This window comes from Janibacter limosus, from assembly GCF_004295485.1.
Taxonomy (GTDB): Bacteria; Actinomycetota; Actinomycetes; order Actinomycetales; family Dermatophilaceae; genus Janibacter; species Janibacter limosus_A.
On the sequence record NZ_CP036164.1, the window covers coordinates 860,786 to 874,218 of the forward strand.

Consider the following 13,433-nt stretch of genomic DNA (forward strand, 5'->3'; position numbering starts at 1 on the left):
CGGCGAGGGCCGCGGTGATTTGCGAATACTGCAAGGGAGTATGCACTATACGCCAAGTCGATCTACGGTGAGGTCATGAGCACCCACCACCACAGCACCCCGTCCGTCATCGAGCGCCACGTCGACGTGGCCGTCGTCGGCGGCTCAGCCGCCGGCCTCGCCGCGACCCTGCAGCTCTCCCGGCAGCGCCGGTCGGTCATCGTCATCGACTCCGGTGAGCCGCGCAATGCCCCCGCTGACCAGATGCACAGCTATCTCGGCCACGAGGGGCGCTCGCCGGCCGACTTCCTGCGGATCGCCCGCGAGGAGGTGCGCTCCTACGGCGCCGAGGTCCTCACCGGCCGGGCCGATGCAGTCACCCGCGAGGAGGCCGGCTTCCGCATCGAGCTCAGCGGGGGCCACGTCGTGCACGCCCGCCGCGTCATCGCCGCGACGGGCCTGACCGACGAGCTGCCCGATGTGCCCGGGCTGATGCAGCACTGGGGCGGTGCGGTGATCCACTGCCCCTTCTGCCACGGCTACGAGGCCCGTGACCAGCGGATCGTCTCGCTCGTGACCTCGCCCATGGGGCTGCACCCGATCCCGCTGCTCCGTCAGCTCACCGACGATCTGACCGTGCTCGTCCACGAGGGCGTGTCCGCCGACGAGCCGCAGCTGCAGCTGCTGCGTGACGCCGGCGTCCGGGTCGTCGTGGCCCGCGCCGAGCGCGTCCTGAGCGACGAGAGCGGGGCACTGAGCGGGATCGCCCTGGTGGACGGCGCCGTCGTCGCTGCCGACACGATCCTGGTCGGGACCCGCCTGCACGCCCGGGTCGCCCCCTTCGCCGGGGTGGGACTGGTCGCCAGCGACCACCCGAGCGGGGTCGCCACGTACGTCGAGGCCGACCCGATGACCGGCGCGACCGCCATCCCCGGGGTCTACGCCGCGGGGACCATCGCGGAGCCCATGCTCCAGGTCCTGCCGACCGCCGCTGCGGGCAGCCGCGTGGGCAGCATGGTCAGCTTCGACCTGGCCCACGAGGACCTGGAGGCCGCGGCCCGACCCAGCGCCCACGCCGCGGACTGGGACGGGCGGTACTCCGGCGACCTGCAGTGGAGTGGCAACCCCAACGGGTCGCTCGTCGCCGAGGTCGAGGGCCTCGCGCCCGGCTCCGCCCTCGACGTCGGTGCTGGCGAAGGGGGCGACGCCATCTGGTTGGCGCAGCAGGGGTGGCAGGTTACGGCCAGCGACATCTCCGCCCTGGCCCTGGAGCGGGTCGGTGCGGCCGCTCGCGATCGCGGGCTCGACATCGCGCTGCTGCAGGCCGACGCCAACGCGTCGGACCCTTTCGGTGGCGTGCAGCACGACCTGGTGACCGCCGCCTACGCCTCCTTCCCACGCACCCCGGACGGACGCGGTGCGGCCAATGTGCTCGACGCCGTCGCACCCGGAGGTCGTCTGGTCGTCATCAACCACGACACCCAGGACATGGACGCAGCCGTGGATCGGGCCGACGTCGAGCAGACCCGGCCCTTCGACCACAAGGCCTTCGTCACCACCGAGGAGCTGGTGGCCGCCATCGCCGAGCGGCCGGGCTGGACCGTCGCGGTCAACGACCGTCGGGAGCGCCCGGCAGGCGCCGCCTCCCCCCAGCACGTGCACGACATCGTCCTGCATGCACGGCGCAGCGCCTGACGGTGGGAGAATCTGCGGCATGAGTCCCGCCCCCGATGCCGCCCAGCGCCAGGCCACCGCCGATCTCGAGCTGCGCAAGCGGATGCGCCAGGTCGAGGACAACATCCTCGCGCGCGCCCCCGAGCACGACCTCGAGCCCAGCCTCGACCGCATCCGTGCGGTCATGGACCTGCTCGGCGAGCCCCAGCGCACCTTCCCGGTCATCCACGTGACCGGGACCAACGGCAAGACGTCCACGGCGCGGATCATCGAGTCGATCCTGCGTGAGTCGGGCCTGAAGACAGGGCGGTTCACCTCACCGCACCTGCAGGACATCCGCGAGCGGATCACCATCGGCGGCGAGCTGATCACCCGCGAGGCCTTCCTCGACGCGTGGGCGGACATCGCCCCCTTCGTCGACGCGGTCGACACCCGCTCGGCGTCCGAGGACGGCCCGAGGATGACCTACTTCGAGGTGCTCGTCGCGCTCGCCTACGCGGCCTTCGCCGACGCCCCCATCGACATCGCGATCGTCGAGGTCGGCATGGGCGGCTCATGGGACGCGACCAATGTCGTCGAGGCGGACGTCGCCGTCATCACGCCGGTCGGCATCGACCACCAGCACTTCCTCGGCAGCTCGATCGAGGAGATCACCACCGAGAAGTCGGGGATCATCCACCCCGACGCCATCGCCGTGAGCGCCCCGCAGGAGCCCGAGGTCATGGCGATCCTGCGCGAGCGGGCCGACGAGGTCGGGGCGCAGCTCAAGGTCGAGGGGCTCGACTTCGGCGTCCTCGAGCGCGATGTGGCCGTCGGCGGTCAGGTGGTCTCCCTGCGGGGCCTCGCCGGCGACCACCCCGACCTGCTGCTCAACCTCCACGGCGCCCACCAGGCGAGCAATGCCGCGCTCGCCGTCGCGGCCGTCGAGGCCTTCCTCGGCGGGGGAGAGCAGCCGCTCGCGGAGGAGGTCCTCTCGGCCGGCCTGGCCGCGGCCACCTCGCCGGGGCGTCTCGAGATCGTCCGCCGCAGCCCGACCGTCATCGTCGACGCGGCGCACAACCCGCACGGTGCGGCCGTCCTCGCCGAGGCGCTCAAGGACTCCTTCACCTTCACCCACCTCGTGGGCGTCGTCTCGATCTTCAAGGACAAGGACGTCGTCGGGATCCTCGAGGCCCTCGAGCCGGCGCTCGACGAGGTCGTCGTCACCCGCTCGACGTCGCCCCGCGCGATGCGGCCGGACCGCCTCGGTGAGATCGCCGCGGAGGTCTTCGGCGACCACCGCGTCACCGTCGTCGACGAGCTGCCCGACGCGCTCGACCGGGCGGCCCAGCTGGCCGACGACGGGGGCGTCGCCGGTGGCGTCGTCGCGACCGGCTCGATCGTCACCGTCGGCGAGGTGCGGCTGCTCCTCGGGGTGACGGACGTCGAGGCACCCGCGCCGCGACCGGTCCAGGTGCCGCTCGAGGCGGAGGAGTAGGAGCCCGCCTCACCGCGGCAGCGGCACGCGCACGAAGTGCGGCCGGTACCGCAGCGGGTCCTCCAGCACCCGGGAGCTGTCGGTGTCGTTGGTGCTGTACGAGGCGACGACGCTGCCGTCCTCCGGGAAGAGCGTCGGGTGCGCCAGCGGCATGTACCTCACCTGACCGGTCTCGCCCTGATCGACCTTCGCCACCGCCTCGCCGGAGGACCACGGCCCGGTGGGGGAGTCGGCCGTCCACACGGTGATGTCGCTGCCGAGCAGGTCGTTGCGCTTGCTCAGGGCGTACCACCGGTCGCCGCGGGTGAAGACGCTCAGCGTCTGCGAGACACCGTCGCGGGCCGGGATCATCTCGCTCGCGTCCGCCTCGGAACGCGACCACCCGGAGCCGTCCCAGTAGCGCCAGCGGGACCGGTGCACGAGGTCGTCGGGCCGCACCCGCGCCACGCGAAGGGAGTACCCCCACGCCTGGTCGGTGCCCGGGTTGGCGGTGCCGTAGACGTAGACCCAGCGATCCCGACCGGTCCCGACGAGGGTGGTCGCCGCGCCCCACGTGGTGTGCTCCCGGCCGGTGCGGTCCGGCCCGATGTCGCGCTGGTCGAGCAGCTGCGGCGTGCCGCCGACCGGCACGACGAAGACCGCGACGGACAGCCCGAGGTTCTCGAAGTCGAAGGCGCCCGACCCGGTGGTGCGCACGCGCTGGGTGGTGACGTAGAGCAGGTCGTAGCCGGTGCGGTGGTCGACGAGCGTCGACATCGGCCAGTGCCCGACCGGGTGGTCCCCGCCTCCGGGCCGGTCAGGGATGAGCGCGCCACCGGTCGCGGGCACGACGGCCCGCAGGCACCGCCCGTCGGTCACGAGCATGGAGTTGCGCACATAGGTCGGTCCCGTGGTCCCGCCGCGCAGGGTGTCGCCGAAGAGCCAGACGCGCCGGTCGTCCTGGAGCAGCGCGTCGGCGCCGACGTCGCCCCCGCGGAAGTCGTCCGTGCCGCGCAGCCGCGCGATCCGGTTGAGGTCGTCGACCGACCGCACTGACCCGGCCCGCACGCACTCGGAGCTCGCGGCGAGCGAGGTCAGCCGGGGAGCGGCGGCCACCTCGGCGCGGGGCACGACGACGGCGAGCGCGAGCATCGCGACGGTCAGGGGGGCCACGGCACCGAGGACCCGCACCCGCCAGGCGCGCGTGCCGGCGAGCTCGCCCAGGTCCTCGTCACCGACCGGCTCGGGGACGTGCCGGCGCCGACGGACGGCGCGGGCCAGGGTGATGACGAGGAGCGAGGAGAGCAGCCAGACGAGCAGGACGGCGACCTGACCGGTCGCGACCTCCCCTTCGGTCCCGGCAGCGATCGCCGCCTCGACCCCCGAGCCGGGCACGCCGAGGCCGGCGAGGGTGCTCCAGGGCTCGCCGACGAGGTAGGGGTCGACCCGGGCGAGCACCGGCGCGCCGGTGGCGAAGAAGAGAGCGACCGTCAGCCCGAGCCCGGCCCAGCCGAAGAGGGCCTCGAGCCCGAAGGTGAAGGCGGCCGCGGTGCCCGCGACGAGGGCCGGCACGAGCACGCTCGCCCAGCCGGCGTCGTGCAGCGCGACGAGCCCGATGAGCGCACCGCTGCCCACGGACAGCGCCCCGACGACGGCCGCGCGACGCAGCCCGTGCCGCAGGTCCCCGGCGACCGGGCCGAAGCGCAGGCTGGTCCCGACGGCGAGGAGGAAGCCGAGGAGCAGCGCGAGGGCGACGGCCAGGCGGGCGGCCTCCCTTCGCTCGTCCGCATCGGCGGGCCCGACGACGTCGACGGTGACCTGGCGACCGGTGCGGTGCTCGGCCTCCTCGACCCGCTCGCGGATCGCCTGGTCGAGGGTGTCGTCGTTGATCGACGCGAGCAGGAGCCGGTCGGTGGAGCCGCCGAGGTCGACGACGAGCGCCGCCCGGGCGGTCCCGTCGGTGAGAGCCGAGCGTGCGTCGTCCTCGTCGCGTACCGCGTGCAGGTCGAAGGGGTCACCCGGCAGGTCGTCGTACCCGCGGGCCACGCTCTCGGCGACGACCGGGTCGGCGGCGACGACTGCCGGGACCCCGTGGGGCTCGAGGTCGTCGGAGCCCGCGAGGACGAAGGCCGCCCACGCGATCTCGGCGAGGACGACGACCACGAGGAGCGCGGTGACGGCCGGCGGCAGGACCTGTCGCCGGCGCGGGAGGTCGCCGGGGTGGGTGGTGGGCACGCGTCGAGACTAAGCCGTGTGGCGCTTACCCTGTCACCCGTGACTCCCGACCAGCAGCCGCGCCCGCAGGGCAAGTTCATGTGGCGCATGCTCGCCACCGTCCTCGGCGGCCAGGCGCTCGTCATCTTCTTCGGCGCCCTGACCAGCCGCGGCCTCGACCCGGAGCAGCCGGCCGTGGTCGGGGGGCTGACCCCCTTCGTCCTGCTCTGCGGGCTCGCGGTGCTCGCGATCGTCGCCGCCGGGCTCATGCGCCGCCCCTTCGGCCCGGCGCTTGGATGGATCGTCCAGCTGTTGTCCATCCTCTCCGGATTTTTCGTGACGATGATGTTCGTCGTGGGCGTGGTCTTCGCGCTCCTGTACTTCTACTGCCAGCGCATCGGCCGTCGTGTCGACCGCGAGCAGGCCGCCCGTGCCGTGACCCAGCAGGAGAGCTGACCCTTGGACTTCATCACCGCCGTGATTCTCGGACTCGTCCAGGGGCTCACCGAGTTTCTTCCTGTGAGCTCCAGCGCTCACGTCTCGATCGTGGGGCGCCTTCTGGGGCAACAGGACCCGGGTGCGGCCTTCACCGCGATCACCCAGCTGGGGACCGAAGCTGCCGTCGTCATCTACTTCTGGCGCGACATCACGACGATCATCCGCAAGTGGTTCCTCTCGCTCGCCGGCAAGGTCGCCAAGAACGACCCCGACGTGCGCATGGGGTGGCTCGTCATCATCGGCACCATTCCCATCGGCCTGCTCGGCGTCCTCTTCCAGGACACCATCGAGACCTCGCTGCGCAGTCTGTGGATCACCGCGACGATGCTCCTCGTCTTCGCCCTGGTCATCCTGGCCGCCGAGCGCTTCGGCAAGCAGGACCGTGAGCTGAGCGACCTCACCTGGAAGCACGGCATCTTCTACGGCCTCTGGCAGGCACTCGCCCTCATCCCGGGGGTCTCCCGCAGTGGCGGCACCATCGCCGGTGGTCTCTTCATGGGCTACTCCCGAGAGAGTGCGGCCCGCTACAGCTTCCTGCTGGCCATCCCGGCCGTCATCGCGTCAGGTGGCCTGCAGGTCGTCAAGATCGCGGGTGGCGAGGGGACCGGCGAGACCGGCTGGGGACCGATCATCGTCGCCACGGTCATCGCCTTCGTCGTGGGTTACGCCGTCATCGCGTGGTTCATGAAGTACATCACCACCCACACCTTCACCCCCTTCATGATCTACCGGATCCTGCTCGCCCTGGGGCTCTTCGCCCTGCTGGGTACAGGCACGATCGCGGCGTGACTACGCTGGGCCCCGTGACTGAGCAGACCGAACGTTCCCTGATCCTCGTCAAGCCCGATGGTTTTCGCCGTGGCCTCACCGGTGAGGTGATCCGCCGGATCGAGGCGAAGGGGTACACCCTCGCCGCCCTGTCCGTCCTCACCCCGACCCGTGAGCAGCTGGCAGCGCACTACGCGGAGCACGAGGGCAAGCCCTTCTACGAGCCGCTCCTGGATTTCATGGCCTCCGGCCCCGTCGCGGCCGTCGTCATCGAGGGCCAGGAGTGCATCAAGGGCTTCCGCTCCCTCGCCGGAGCGACCAAGCCGACCGAGGCCGCCCCCGGCACCATCCGTGGCGACCTCGGCCGCAAGTGGGCCGGCACCGTGGACGAAAACATCGTTCACGGCTCGGACTCCCCGGAGTCCGCCGCCCGTGAGATCGGCATCTGGTTCCCGAGCCTCTGACGTGATGACAGGGGTCGGCAGGGCGCGGGGCGCCCGACCGTGGCTGGGTCGGGACCTGGCGATCGACCTGGGCACGGCCAACACCCTGATCCACCAGCAGGGGCGGGGCGTCGTCCTCGACGAGCCGAGCGTGGTCGCGCTGAGCGTCGAGACGGGTGAGCTCGTGGCCGCGGGTACGCGTGCCAAGGAGATGCTCGGGCGCACCCCGGGTGCGCTGCGGGCGGTGCGCCCCTTGCGGGCCGGGGTCATCAACGAGCCCGACGCCACCGAGCAGATGCTGCGGTGGTTCACCGACCGGGTCGGGATCTCGAGCGTCTTCCGTCCCCGGGTCGTCGTGTGCATCCCGAGCGACATCACGGGTGTCGAGCGGCGCGCGGTCGAGGAGGCCGCCCTGCGGGTCGGTGCCCGCCGGGTCTACCTCGTCGAGGAGCCGATGGTCGCGGCCATCGGCGCCGGCCTGCCCGTGACGGACACCGAGGCATCGATGGTCGTCGACATCGGCGGCGGCTCGACGGATGTCGCCGTCATCGCCCTCGGTGGCATCGTCGCCTCGCGCAGCACCCGCACGGCCGGTGACGCCGTCGACGACGCGATCGCCGAGCACGTGCGGCGCAACCTCTCCCTGCTGCTGGGGGAGCGCAGCGCCGAGCACATCAAGGTCGAGGTGGGGTCCGCGTTCCCGCTCGCCCGCGAGGTGACCACACGCGTGCGCGGTCGTGACCTCGTCACCGGCCTGCCCAAGACCGTCGACGTCGGCTCGGCCGAGATCCGTCGGGCCATCTCGCGACCCGTCGGGGAGATCGTCGTCCTCGTGCGGGACGTCCTCGACCGCTGCCCGCCCGAGCTGGCCGGCGACGTCCTCGAGCGGGGCATCACCCTCACCGGTGGCGGCGCGCTGCTGCGCGGCCTCGACGCGCGGCTGCGGCACGAGCTCGGGGTCCCGGTGCGCGTGGCCGAGGCACCCCTGCGCGCCGTGGTGCGCGGCGCCGGCCGCTGCGTCGACGACTTCGCCGCGCTGCAGCCGGTCCTGGTCGACGGGCACCGGTTCTGATGCGTCGCCGGATCCTGCCGGTCCTGCTGGTCCTCACCCTGCTCGTCCTCCTCGCCGACCTCGCCGGCGCGCCCCTCGGTCCGGTCCGCGGGGTCGGCGACGCCGTCCTCGGCCCGGTGGAGCGGCTCGTCGCCCCCGGCGGTGGCGAGGGCGACCGCCTCGAGCGCGACAACATCGCCCTGACGCAGGAGGTGCGCCGGCTGCGCGACCGTCAGGGCGTCACCGACCAGCTCGGCGACCTCGACACCGGCGACCTGCCGAGCGTCACGGCCCGCGTCGTCGCACTCGATCGGGCCGGCGCCTCGGGGCCCGAGCGGATCACCCTGGACGTCGGCCGTCGTGACGGCGTGCACCGCGACAGTGCCGTCATCGCCCCCGGTGGGCTCGTCGGCCGGGTCGTCTCGGTGGGCGAGTGGAGCGCGGACGTCGAGGTCATCGGCTCGGGCGGCTCCGGCGTCGGTGTGCGCACGGGGGCGAAGGGAGTCATCGGCACCCTCTCGGGGTCGGACCCCACGACCGCGCACGCTGCGGACGAGCTCGTCATCACCCAGCTCACCCGGGACCGCGTGGCGGCCGGGGACGCTGTCACCACCCTCGGCAGCCCGGGCTCTCGCCCCTACCCTCCCGGCATCCGGGTCGGCACGATCAGCCGGGTCGCCAAGGCCCCCGGGGCACTCACCGACACGGCGGTCGTCGAGCCGGCTGTCGACCTGGCCACGGTCGACGTCGTCGCGGTCGTCACCGGTCCGGGTCGTACCGCGAAGCGCGCGACATGACCGGGCTGCGGTGGCCGGTGAGGGTGCTGCTCCTGGTCGTCGCACTCGTCGGAGTGCTCGCCCTGGGCGCCCGCGGGGTGCTCACCCCACCGGACCTCGTCCTGATCGTCGTCGTCGGCGTCGCCCTGTCCGCCGGGCCCGGTCCCGGCGCGATCACCGGCCTCCTCGGCGGCTGGCTCGTCGACCTCGCGCCACCGGTCGCCGTGCCCCTGGGGCTCTCCGCCCTGGGGTACGCCGCGGCCGGCTGGGTCGCCGGGCTGGCCCACCGTCGCTCCGGCCATCCGTGGTGGTGGTCGGTCCCCGTCGTCGCGGCCGCGGTCCTCGTCACCCGGGCCGCGCCGGTGCTCGTCGACCTCGCCAGCGCCCGCCCGGTCGCGTGGGGTGCCATCGCGTGGCAGGTCCTGGCCACCGCCACCATCGGCCTGGTCCTCGTCGCGGTCGTCGAGCGGCTCGAGGCGGGCCTCGTGCGGAGGCGGTGGGCATGAGGCGCCGCGCTCCACGGTTGCAGGCGCGCATGCTCGCGTCGCTCGCCGTGCTCACGCTCCTGGCCGGGGTCCTCATCGGGCGACTCGGCCAGCTCCAGCTGACCGACCACCCCGCGGGCGATGACCGCGTCGCCCTCCCGGGCAGCTCGCGCGTCGCCCTCCCGGCACTGCGCGGGCGCATCCTCGATCGTGACGGGCGGCCGCTCGTGGACAACGCCGTCCGCACCGATGTCACCATCGACCGCCAGTCCCTCGCCGACGCCCGCGACGGGGGTCGGGCCACGGTGCGCCGCCTCGCCACGGCGCTGGACCTCCCCTTCGACAGCCTGTGGGGGCGCACCACCTTGTGCGGTGCGCCCGGTGCGGCGGACCGGCCGGACTGCTGGCCCGGCTCCGCGCTCGTCCCGGTGCCGATCGCGGTTGGCGTCGAGCCGGCCGCTGCCGCCAGCCTCACCGAGCGTCCCGAGCTCTACCCCGGCGTGGCCGTGACCAGCCAGCCGGTGCGTGACTACCCACGGGCGAAGGGAGGCGGTGCCCCGCAGACCACCGGGTACCTCACCCGCCCCGACGCCGAGACCATCGAGGCCTCCGACGGCGCGATCACCGACGCCGACCTCGTCGGCGCCGGTGGACTGGAGCAGCAGTACGACGAGCTGCTGCGGGGCACCCCCGGCTACAGCGAGGTGCGCGTCGACGCGCGTGGCGTCGCCGTCGAGGAGACGAGCCGCACCGAGCCGGTCGCCGGCTCCGACCTCGTCACGACCCTCGACCTGCCGGTGCAGCGAGCGACCGAGGCGGCGCTCGCCGACGGCGTGCGGCAGGCACGCGACCAGGGACATCGCGCCGACAGCGCCGCAGCCGTCGTGCTCGACCTGCGCGACGGCGGGATCCTCGCCTCCGCGAGCGTGCCCACCTATGACCCGTCGGTCTGGTCCGCCGGAGTCACCCAGGAGAAGTACGAGCAGCTGACCACGGGGGACCGCAGCCCGCTCATCGACCGGGTGACCGGTGTTGCCCAGCCACCCGCCTCGACCTTCAAGGCGGTCTCGCTGCCCGGGGCCGTCGCCGCCGGCACCGACCTGCGCGACGACGTCAGCTGCTCCTCGTCCTACCGGATCGGGGACCGGACCTTCAACAACTTCGAGTCCCGCGCCTACGGCCGGATCAGCTGGCGGGAGGCGATCAAGGTCTCCTGCGACACCGTCTTCTACCGGGTCGCCCACCAGGTCTGGCGCGACCAGGGTGGGCTGTCGGCCGACGACTCCGGCGATCCGCTCATCGACACCGCCCGGGAGCTCGGGCTGGGTGCCGCGACCGGGGTCGACCTGCCAGCAGAGTCCTCCGGGCGCATCCCCGACCGCGCGTGGAAGCGCGAGTGGTGGGACGCGACCAAGGACGCCTCCTGCCGCGAGGCTCGCCGGGGGCACCCCGAGATCGCCGACCGCACCCGCCGCGCGTACCTCACCGCACTGGCCAGGGAGAACTGCTCGAGCGGCTACCAGTTCCGCCCCGGCGACGAGGCCAACTTCTCGATCGGGCAGGGCGACGTCACCGCGACGCTGCTGCAGATGGCCCGCGTCTTCGGCACCATCGCCCAGGACGGGAGCGCGCCCAGCCCGCACCTTGGTCGTGCGAGCATCGCGCCCGGCGGCGCCCGCACGCCCGTGGACCTCCCGACCGCCCAGCGGGTAGACCTGCCGGGCCGGTCGGGCAGCCTCCTGCGGGCGGCGCTGACGGACGTCGTGGCCGCGCCGGGCGGGACCGCCCACTCGGCCTTCGCCGGCTTCCCCCTTCGTCAGTGGCCGGTCGCGGGCAAGACCGGCACGGCGGAGGTCTACGGCAAGCAGGACACCGCGTGGTTCGTCTCCTATGCGCCGGCCACGAAGCCGCGCTATGTCGTGGCCGTCGTCGTCTCCCAGGGCGGAACCGGTGGTGCCACCGCCGCGCCCATCGCCAGAGCGATCCACGAGGAGCTGCGGACGCAGTGAGGTCACCCCGGTCGTTCACCCGCTCGACCGCGGGTCGAGCAAGGAGCTCTTCGGCGCCGGGCGGCGCTGACCGGCGGTCCACTCCCTTCGCTCCACGTCGAAACCCGCACGGCCCCCTGGGCGGTGCGGGTTTCGACGTGTGACCCGGACTACCTGTTCGAAGGTCGCCCCGGTGTGGCTAGGCTGTCGCACATGGCTGATTTCGACGTCGTTGTGCTCGGTGCTGGACCCGGTGGCTATGTGGCGGCGATTCGTGCCGCCCAGCTCGGCAAGAGCGTTGCCGTGGTGGAGAAGAAGTACTGGGGCGGTGTCTGCCTCAACGTCGGGTGCATCCCCAGCAAGGCCCTCATCAAGAGCGCCGAGCTGTCGCACACGCTGACCCATGACAAGAAGAAGTTCGGCATCGAGGGCGACGCCACGATGTCCTACGGCCCGACGCACGCACGCTCTCGCCAGGTGAGCGACGGCATCGTCAAGGGCGTCCACTTCCTGATGAAGAAGAACAAGATCACCGAGATCGACGGCTGGGGCACGATCACCTCCGCCACCACGGTCGACGTGGCGCTCAACGACGGCGACAAGAAGCAGATCAGCTTCGACAAGCTGATCATCGCCACCGGTGCCACCACCCGCATGCTGCCGGGTGTCGAGGTGAGCGACAACGTCGTCACCTACGAGGAGCAGATCCTCGACGCCGACCTGCCCGGCTCGATGATCATCGCCGGCTCCGGTGCCATCGGTGTCGAGTTCGCCTACGTCATGAAGAACTTCGGCGTCGACGTCACGATCGTCGAGTTCCTCGACCGCATGGTCCCCACCGAGGACCCGGCCATCTCCAAGGAGCTCGCCAAGCACTACAAGAAGCTCGGCGTCAAGGTGATGCTCTCCACCAAGGTCGACTCCGTGGAGGACACCGGCTCGGGCGTCAAGGTCACCGTCACCCCGGCGAAGGGGGGCGACGCCCAAGTCCTCGAGGCGGACAAGCTGCTCTCCGCGATCGGTTTCGCACCGCGGGTCGAGGGCTTCGGCCTGGAGTCGATCGGGGTCGAGCTCACCGAGCGCGGCGCGGTCGCGATCGACGAGTACTGCCGCACCAATGTCGAAAATGTCTACGCGATCGGTGACTGCACCGCGAAGCTCATGCTCGCGCACGTCGCCGAGGCGCAGGGTGTCGTCGCCGCGGAGCACATGTCCGGTGCTGACACGATGCCGGTCGAGTACGACTTCATCCCGCGTGCGACCTACTGCCACCCGCAGATCGGCTCCTTCGGCTACAGCGAGGACCAGGCGAAGGAGAAGGGCTACGACGTCAAGACGGCGACCTTCCCCTTCACCGCCAATGGCAAGGCGATGGGTCTGGGCGACCCGGTCGGCTTCGTCAAGGTCGTCGCCGACGCCGAGCACAACGAGATCCTCGGCGCGCACATGATCGGTCCCGATGTCACCGAGCTGCTGCCCGTCCTCACCCTCGCGCAGAAGTGGGACCTCACCGCGGACGAGGTCGCGCGCAATGTCTTCGCGCACCCGACGCTGTCCGAGGCGGTCAAGGAGGCCGTCGAGGGCATCGCGGGGCACATGATCAACCTCTGACGCACTCCCTTCGCCCGCCCCCGGGCCCTGAGGAGGCGCGCCAGCGCCGTCTCGTAGGGTCGCCGCTGATTAGGGGAGTGCCCGAGGACGCTGGTAGCCTGCTCGGGTTGCCGTTAGATCGGCCGCGGATCCACAGAGCCCCGGTGAACCAGCCCGGGCGCGCCGCGCAACAACCCAAGAAATGGAGCAGTGCCACCGCATGCCGCTGACCGCTGAAGTCAAGAAGCAGATCATGTCCGACTACGGGACCGTCGAGGGTGACACCGGTTCCCCCGAGGTGCAGATCGCGATGCTCACGCAGCGCATCCTGGACCTCACCGAGCACTCCCGCGAGCACAAGCACGACCACCACAGCCGTCGTGGTCTGCTGCTCCTCGTGGGTAAGCGTCGCCGCCTCCTGCGCTACCTGGAGAGCACCGACGTCGAGCGCTACCGTGCGCTGATCAAGCGCCTCGGCCTTCGCCGATAAGTACGTCGCGAAAAGCGGTTC

General features: G+C 72.1%; 12 protein-coding genes. 11 read left to right on the forward strand and 1 reads right to left on the reverse strand.

Annotation, left to right across the window (positions count from 1 at the left end; all coding sequences use genetic code 11):
* Positions 1 to 75: 75 nt before the first annotated feature.
* Positions 76 to 1,674, forward strand: coding sequence for a bifunctional NAD(P)/FAD-dependent oxidoreductase/class I SAM-dependent methyltransferase (locus EXU32_RS04205; RefSeq protein ID WP_130628772.1), 1,599 nt, complete (start codon positions 76 to 78; stop codon positions 1,672 to 1,674).
* Between the two features lie 19 nt (positions 1,675 to 1,693).
* Positions 1,694 to 3,130 (forward strand): bifunctional folylpolyglutamate synthase/dihydrofolate synthase, encoded by a 1,437-nt coding sequence (locus EXU32_RS04210; RefSeq protein ID WP_130628773.1) that lies wholly within the window; start codon positions 1,694 to 1,696, stop codon positions 3,128 to 3,130.
* A 9-nt stretch (positions 3,131 to 3,139) separates the two neighbouring features.
* Here EXU32_RS04210 and EXU32_RS04215 read toward each other — a convergent pair whose 3' ends face one another.
* A complete protein-coding gene (locus EXU32_RS04215; protein ID WP_130628774.1) occupies positions 3,140 to 5,344 on the reverse strand; it encodes a DUF4185 domain-containing protein in 2,205 nt (734 codons plus the stop codon).
* 39 nt (positions 5,345 to 5,383) lie between these two features.
* On the opposite strand from EXU32_RS04215, the gene EXU32_RS04220 reads away from it, so the two are divergent.
* From EXU32_RS04220 to rpsO, 9 genes are all read left to right on the forward strand, one after another.
* On the forward strand, positions 5,384 to 5,779 hold the full coding sequence (locus EXU32_RS04220; protein ID WP_130628775.1) for a DUF4233 domain-containing protein: 396 nt from the start codon (positions 5,384 to 5,386) through the stop codon (positions 5,777 to 5,779).
* Positions 5,780 to 5,782: 3 nt separating this feature from the next.
* Entirely contained in the window at positions 5,783 to 6,610 is an 828-nt protein-coding gene (locus tag EXU32_RS04225; RefSeq protein ID WP_130628776.1) for an undecaprenyl-diphosphate phosphatase, read from the forward strand.
* A 14-nt stretch (positions 6,611 to 6,624) separates the two neighbouring features.
* On the forward strand, positions 6,625 to 7,053 hold the full coding sequence (gene ndk / locus EXU32_RS04230; RefSeq protein ID WP_130628777.1) for a nucleoside-diphosphate kinase: 429 nt from the start codon (positions 6,625 to 6,627) through the stop codon (positions 7,051 to 7,053).
* A 4-nt stretch (positions 7,054 to 7,057) separates the two neighbouring features.
* Positions 7,058 to 8,104: a rod shape-determining protein gene (locus EXU32_RS04235; RefSeq protein WP_130628778.1), complete on the forward strand. Its 1,047-nt coding sequence runs from the start codon at positions 7,058 to 7,060 to the stop codon at positions 8,102 to 8,104.
* Positions 8,104 to 8,880: a rod shape-determining protein MreC gene (mreC, locus tag EXU32_RS04240; RefSeq protein WP_130628779.1), complete on the forward strand. Its 777-nt coding sequence runs from the start codon at positions 8,104 to 8,106 to the stop codon at positions 8,878 to 8,880. Before EXU32_RS04235 ends, mreC begins: the two co-directional genes overlap by 1 nt.
* The gene (locus tag EXU32_RS04245) at positions 8,877 to 9,365 is read left to right on the forward strand and encodes a rod shape-determining protein MreD (protein WP_130628780.1); all 489 of its coding nucleotides are present in this window, start codon (positions 8,877 to 8,879) and stop codon (positions 9,363 to 9,365) included. The genes mreC and EXU32_RS04245 overlap by 4 nt, the downstream gene beginning before the upstream one ends.
* Entirely contained in the window at positions 9,362 to 11,353 is a 1,992-nt protein-coding gene (locus tag EXU32_RS04250; protein WP_130628781.1) for a penicillin-binding transpeptidase domain-containing protein, read from the forward strand. The genes EXU32_RS04245 and EXU32_RS04250 overlap by 4 nt, the downstream gene beginning before the upstream one ends.
* Positions 11,354 to 11,545: 192 nt before the next feature.
* Positions 11,546 to 12,943 (forward strand): dihydrolipoyl dehydrogenase, encoded by a 1,398-nt coding sequence (lpdA, locus tag EXU32_RS04255; protein ID WP_130628782.1) that lies wholly within the window; start codon positions 11,546 to 11,548, stop codon positions 12,941 to 12,943.
* 199 nt (positions 12,944 to 13,142) lie between these two features.
* Positions 13,143 to 13,412: a 30S ribosomal protein S15 gene (gene rpsO / locus EXU32_RS04260; protein ID WP_130628783.1), complete on the forward strand. Its 270-nt coding sequence runs from the start codon at positions 13,143 to 13,145 to the stop codon at positions 13,410 to 13,412.
* The last annotated feature ends 21 nt before the right edge of the window (positions 13,413 to 13,433 follow it).

What these genes read in the sequence shown, in the direction of transcription:
- mreC (WP_130628779.1), top strand. Translation starts at nt 8,104, where the DNA reads ATGCGTCGCCGGATCCTGCCGGTCCTGCTGGTCCTCACCCTGCTCGTC.
- EXU32_RS04205 (WP_130628772.1), top strand. Translation starts at nt 76, where the DNA reads ATGAGCACCCACCACCACAGCACCCCGTCCGTCATCGAGCGCCACGTC.
- rpsO (WP_130628783.1), top strand. Translation starts at nt 13,143, where the DNA reads ATGCCGCTGACCGCTGAAGTCAAGAAGCAGATCATGTCCGACTACGGG.
- EXU32_RS04245 (WP_130628780.1), top strand. Translation starts at nt 8,877, where the DNA reads ATGACCGGGCTGCGGTGGCCGGTGAGGGTGCTGCTCCTGGTCGTCGCA.
- EXU32_RS04250 (WP_130628781.1), top strand. Translation starts at nt 9,362, where the DNA reads ATGAGGCGCCGCGCTCCACGGTTGCAGGCGCGCATGCTCGCGTCGCTC.
- lpdA (WP_130628782.1), top strand. Translation starts at nt 11,546, where the DNA reads ATGGCTGATTTCGACGTCGTTGTGCTCGGTGCTGGACCCGGTGGCTAT.
- EXU32_RS04210 (WP_130628773.1), top strand. Translation starts at nt 1,694, where the DNA reads ATGAGTCCCGCCCCCGATGCCGCCCAGCGCCAGGCCACCGCCGATCTC.
- EXU32_RS04235 (WP_130628778.1), top strand. Translation starts at nt 7,058, where the DNA reads ATGACAGGGGTCGGCAGGGCGCGGGGCGCCCGACCGTGGCTGGGTCGG.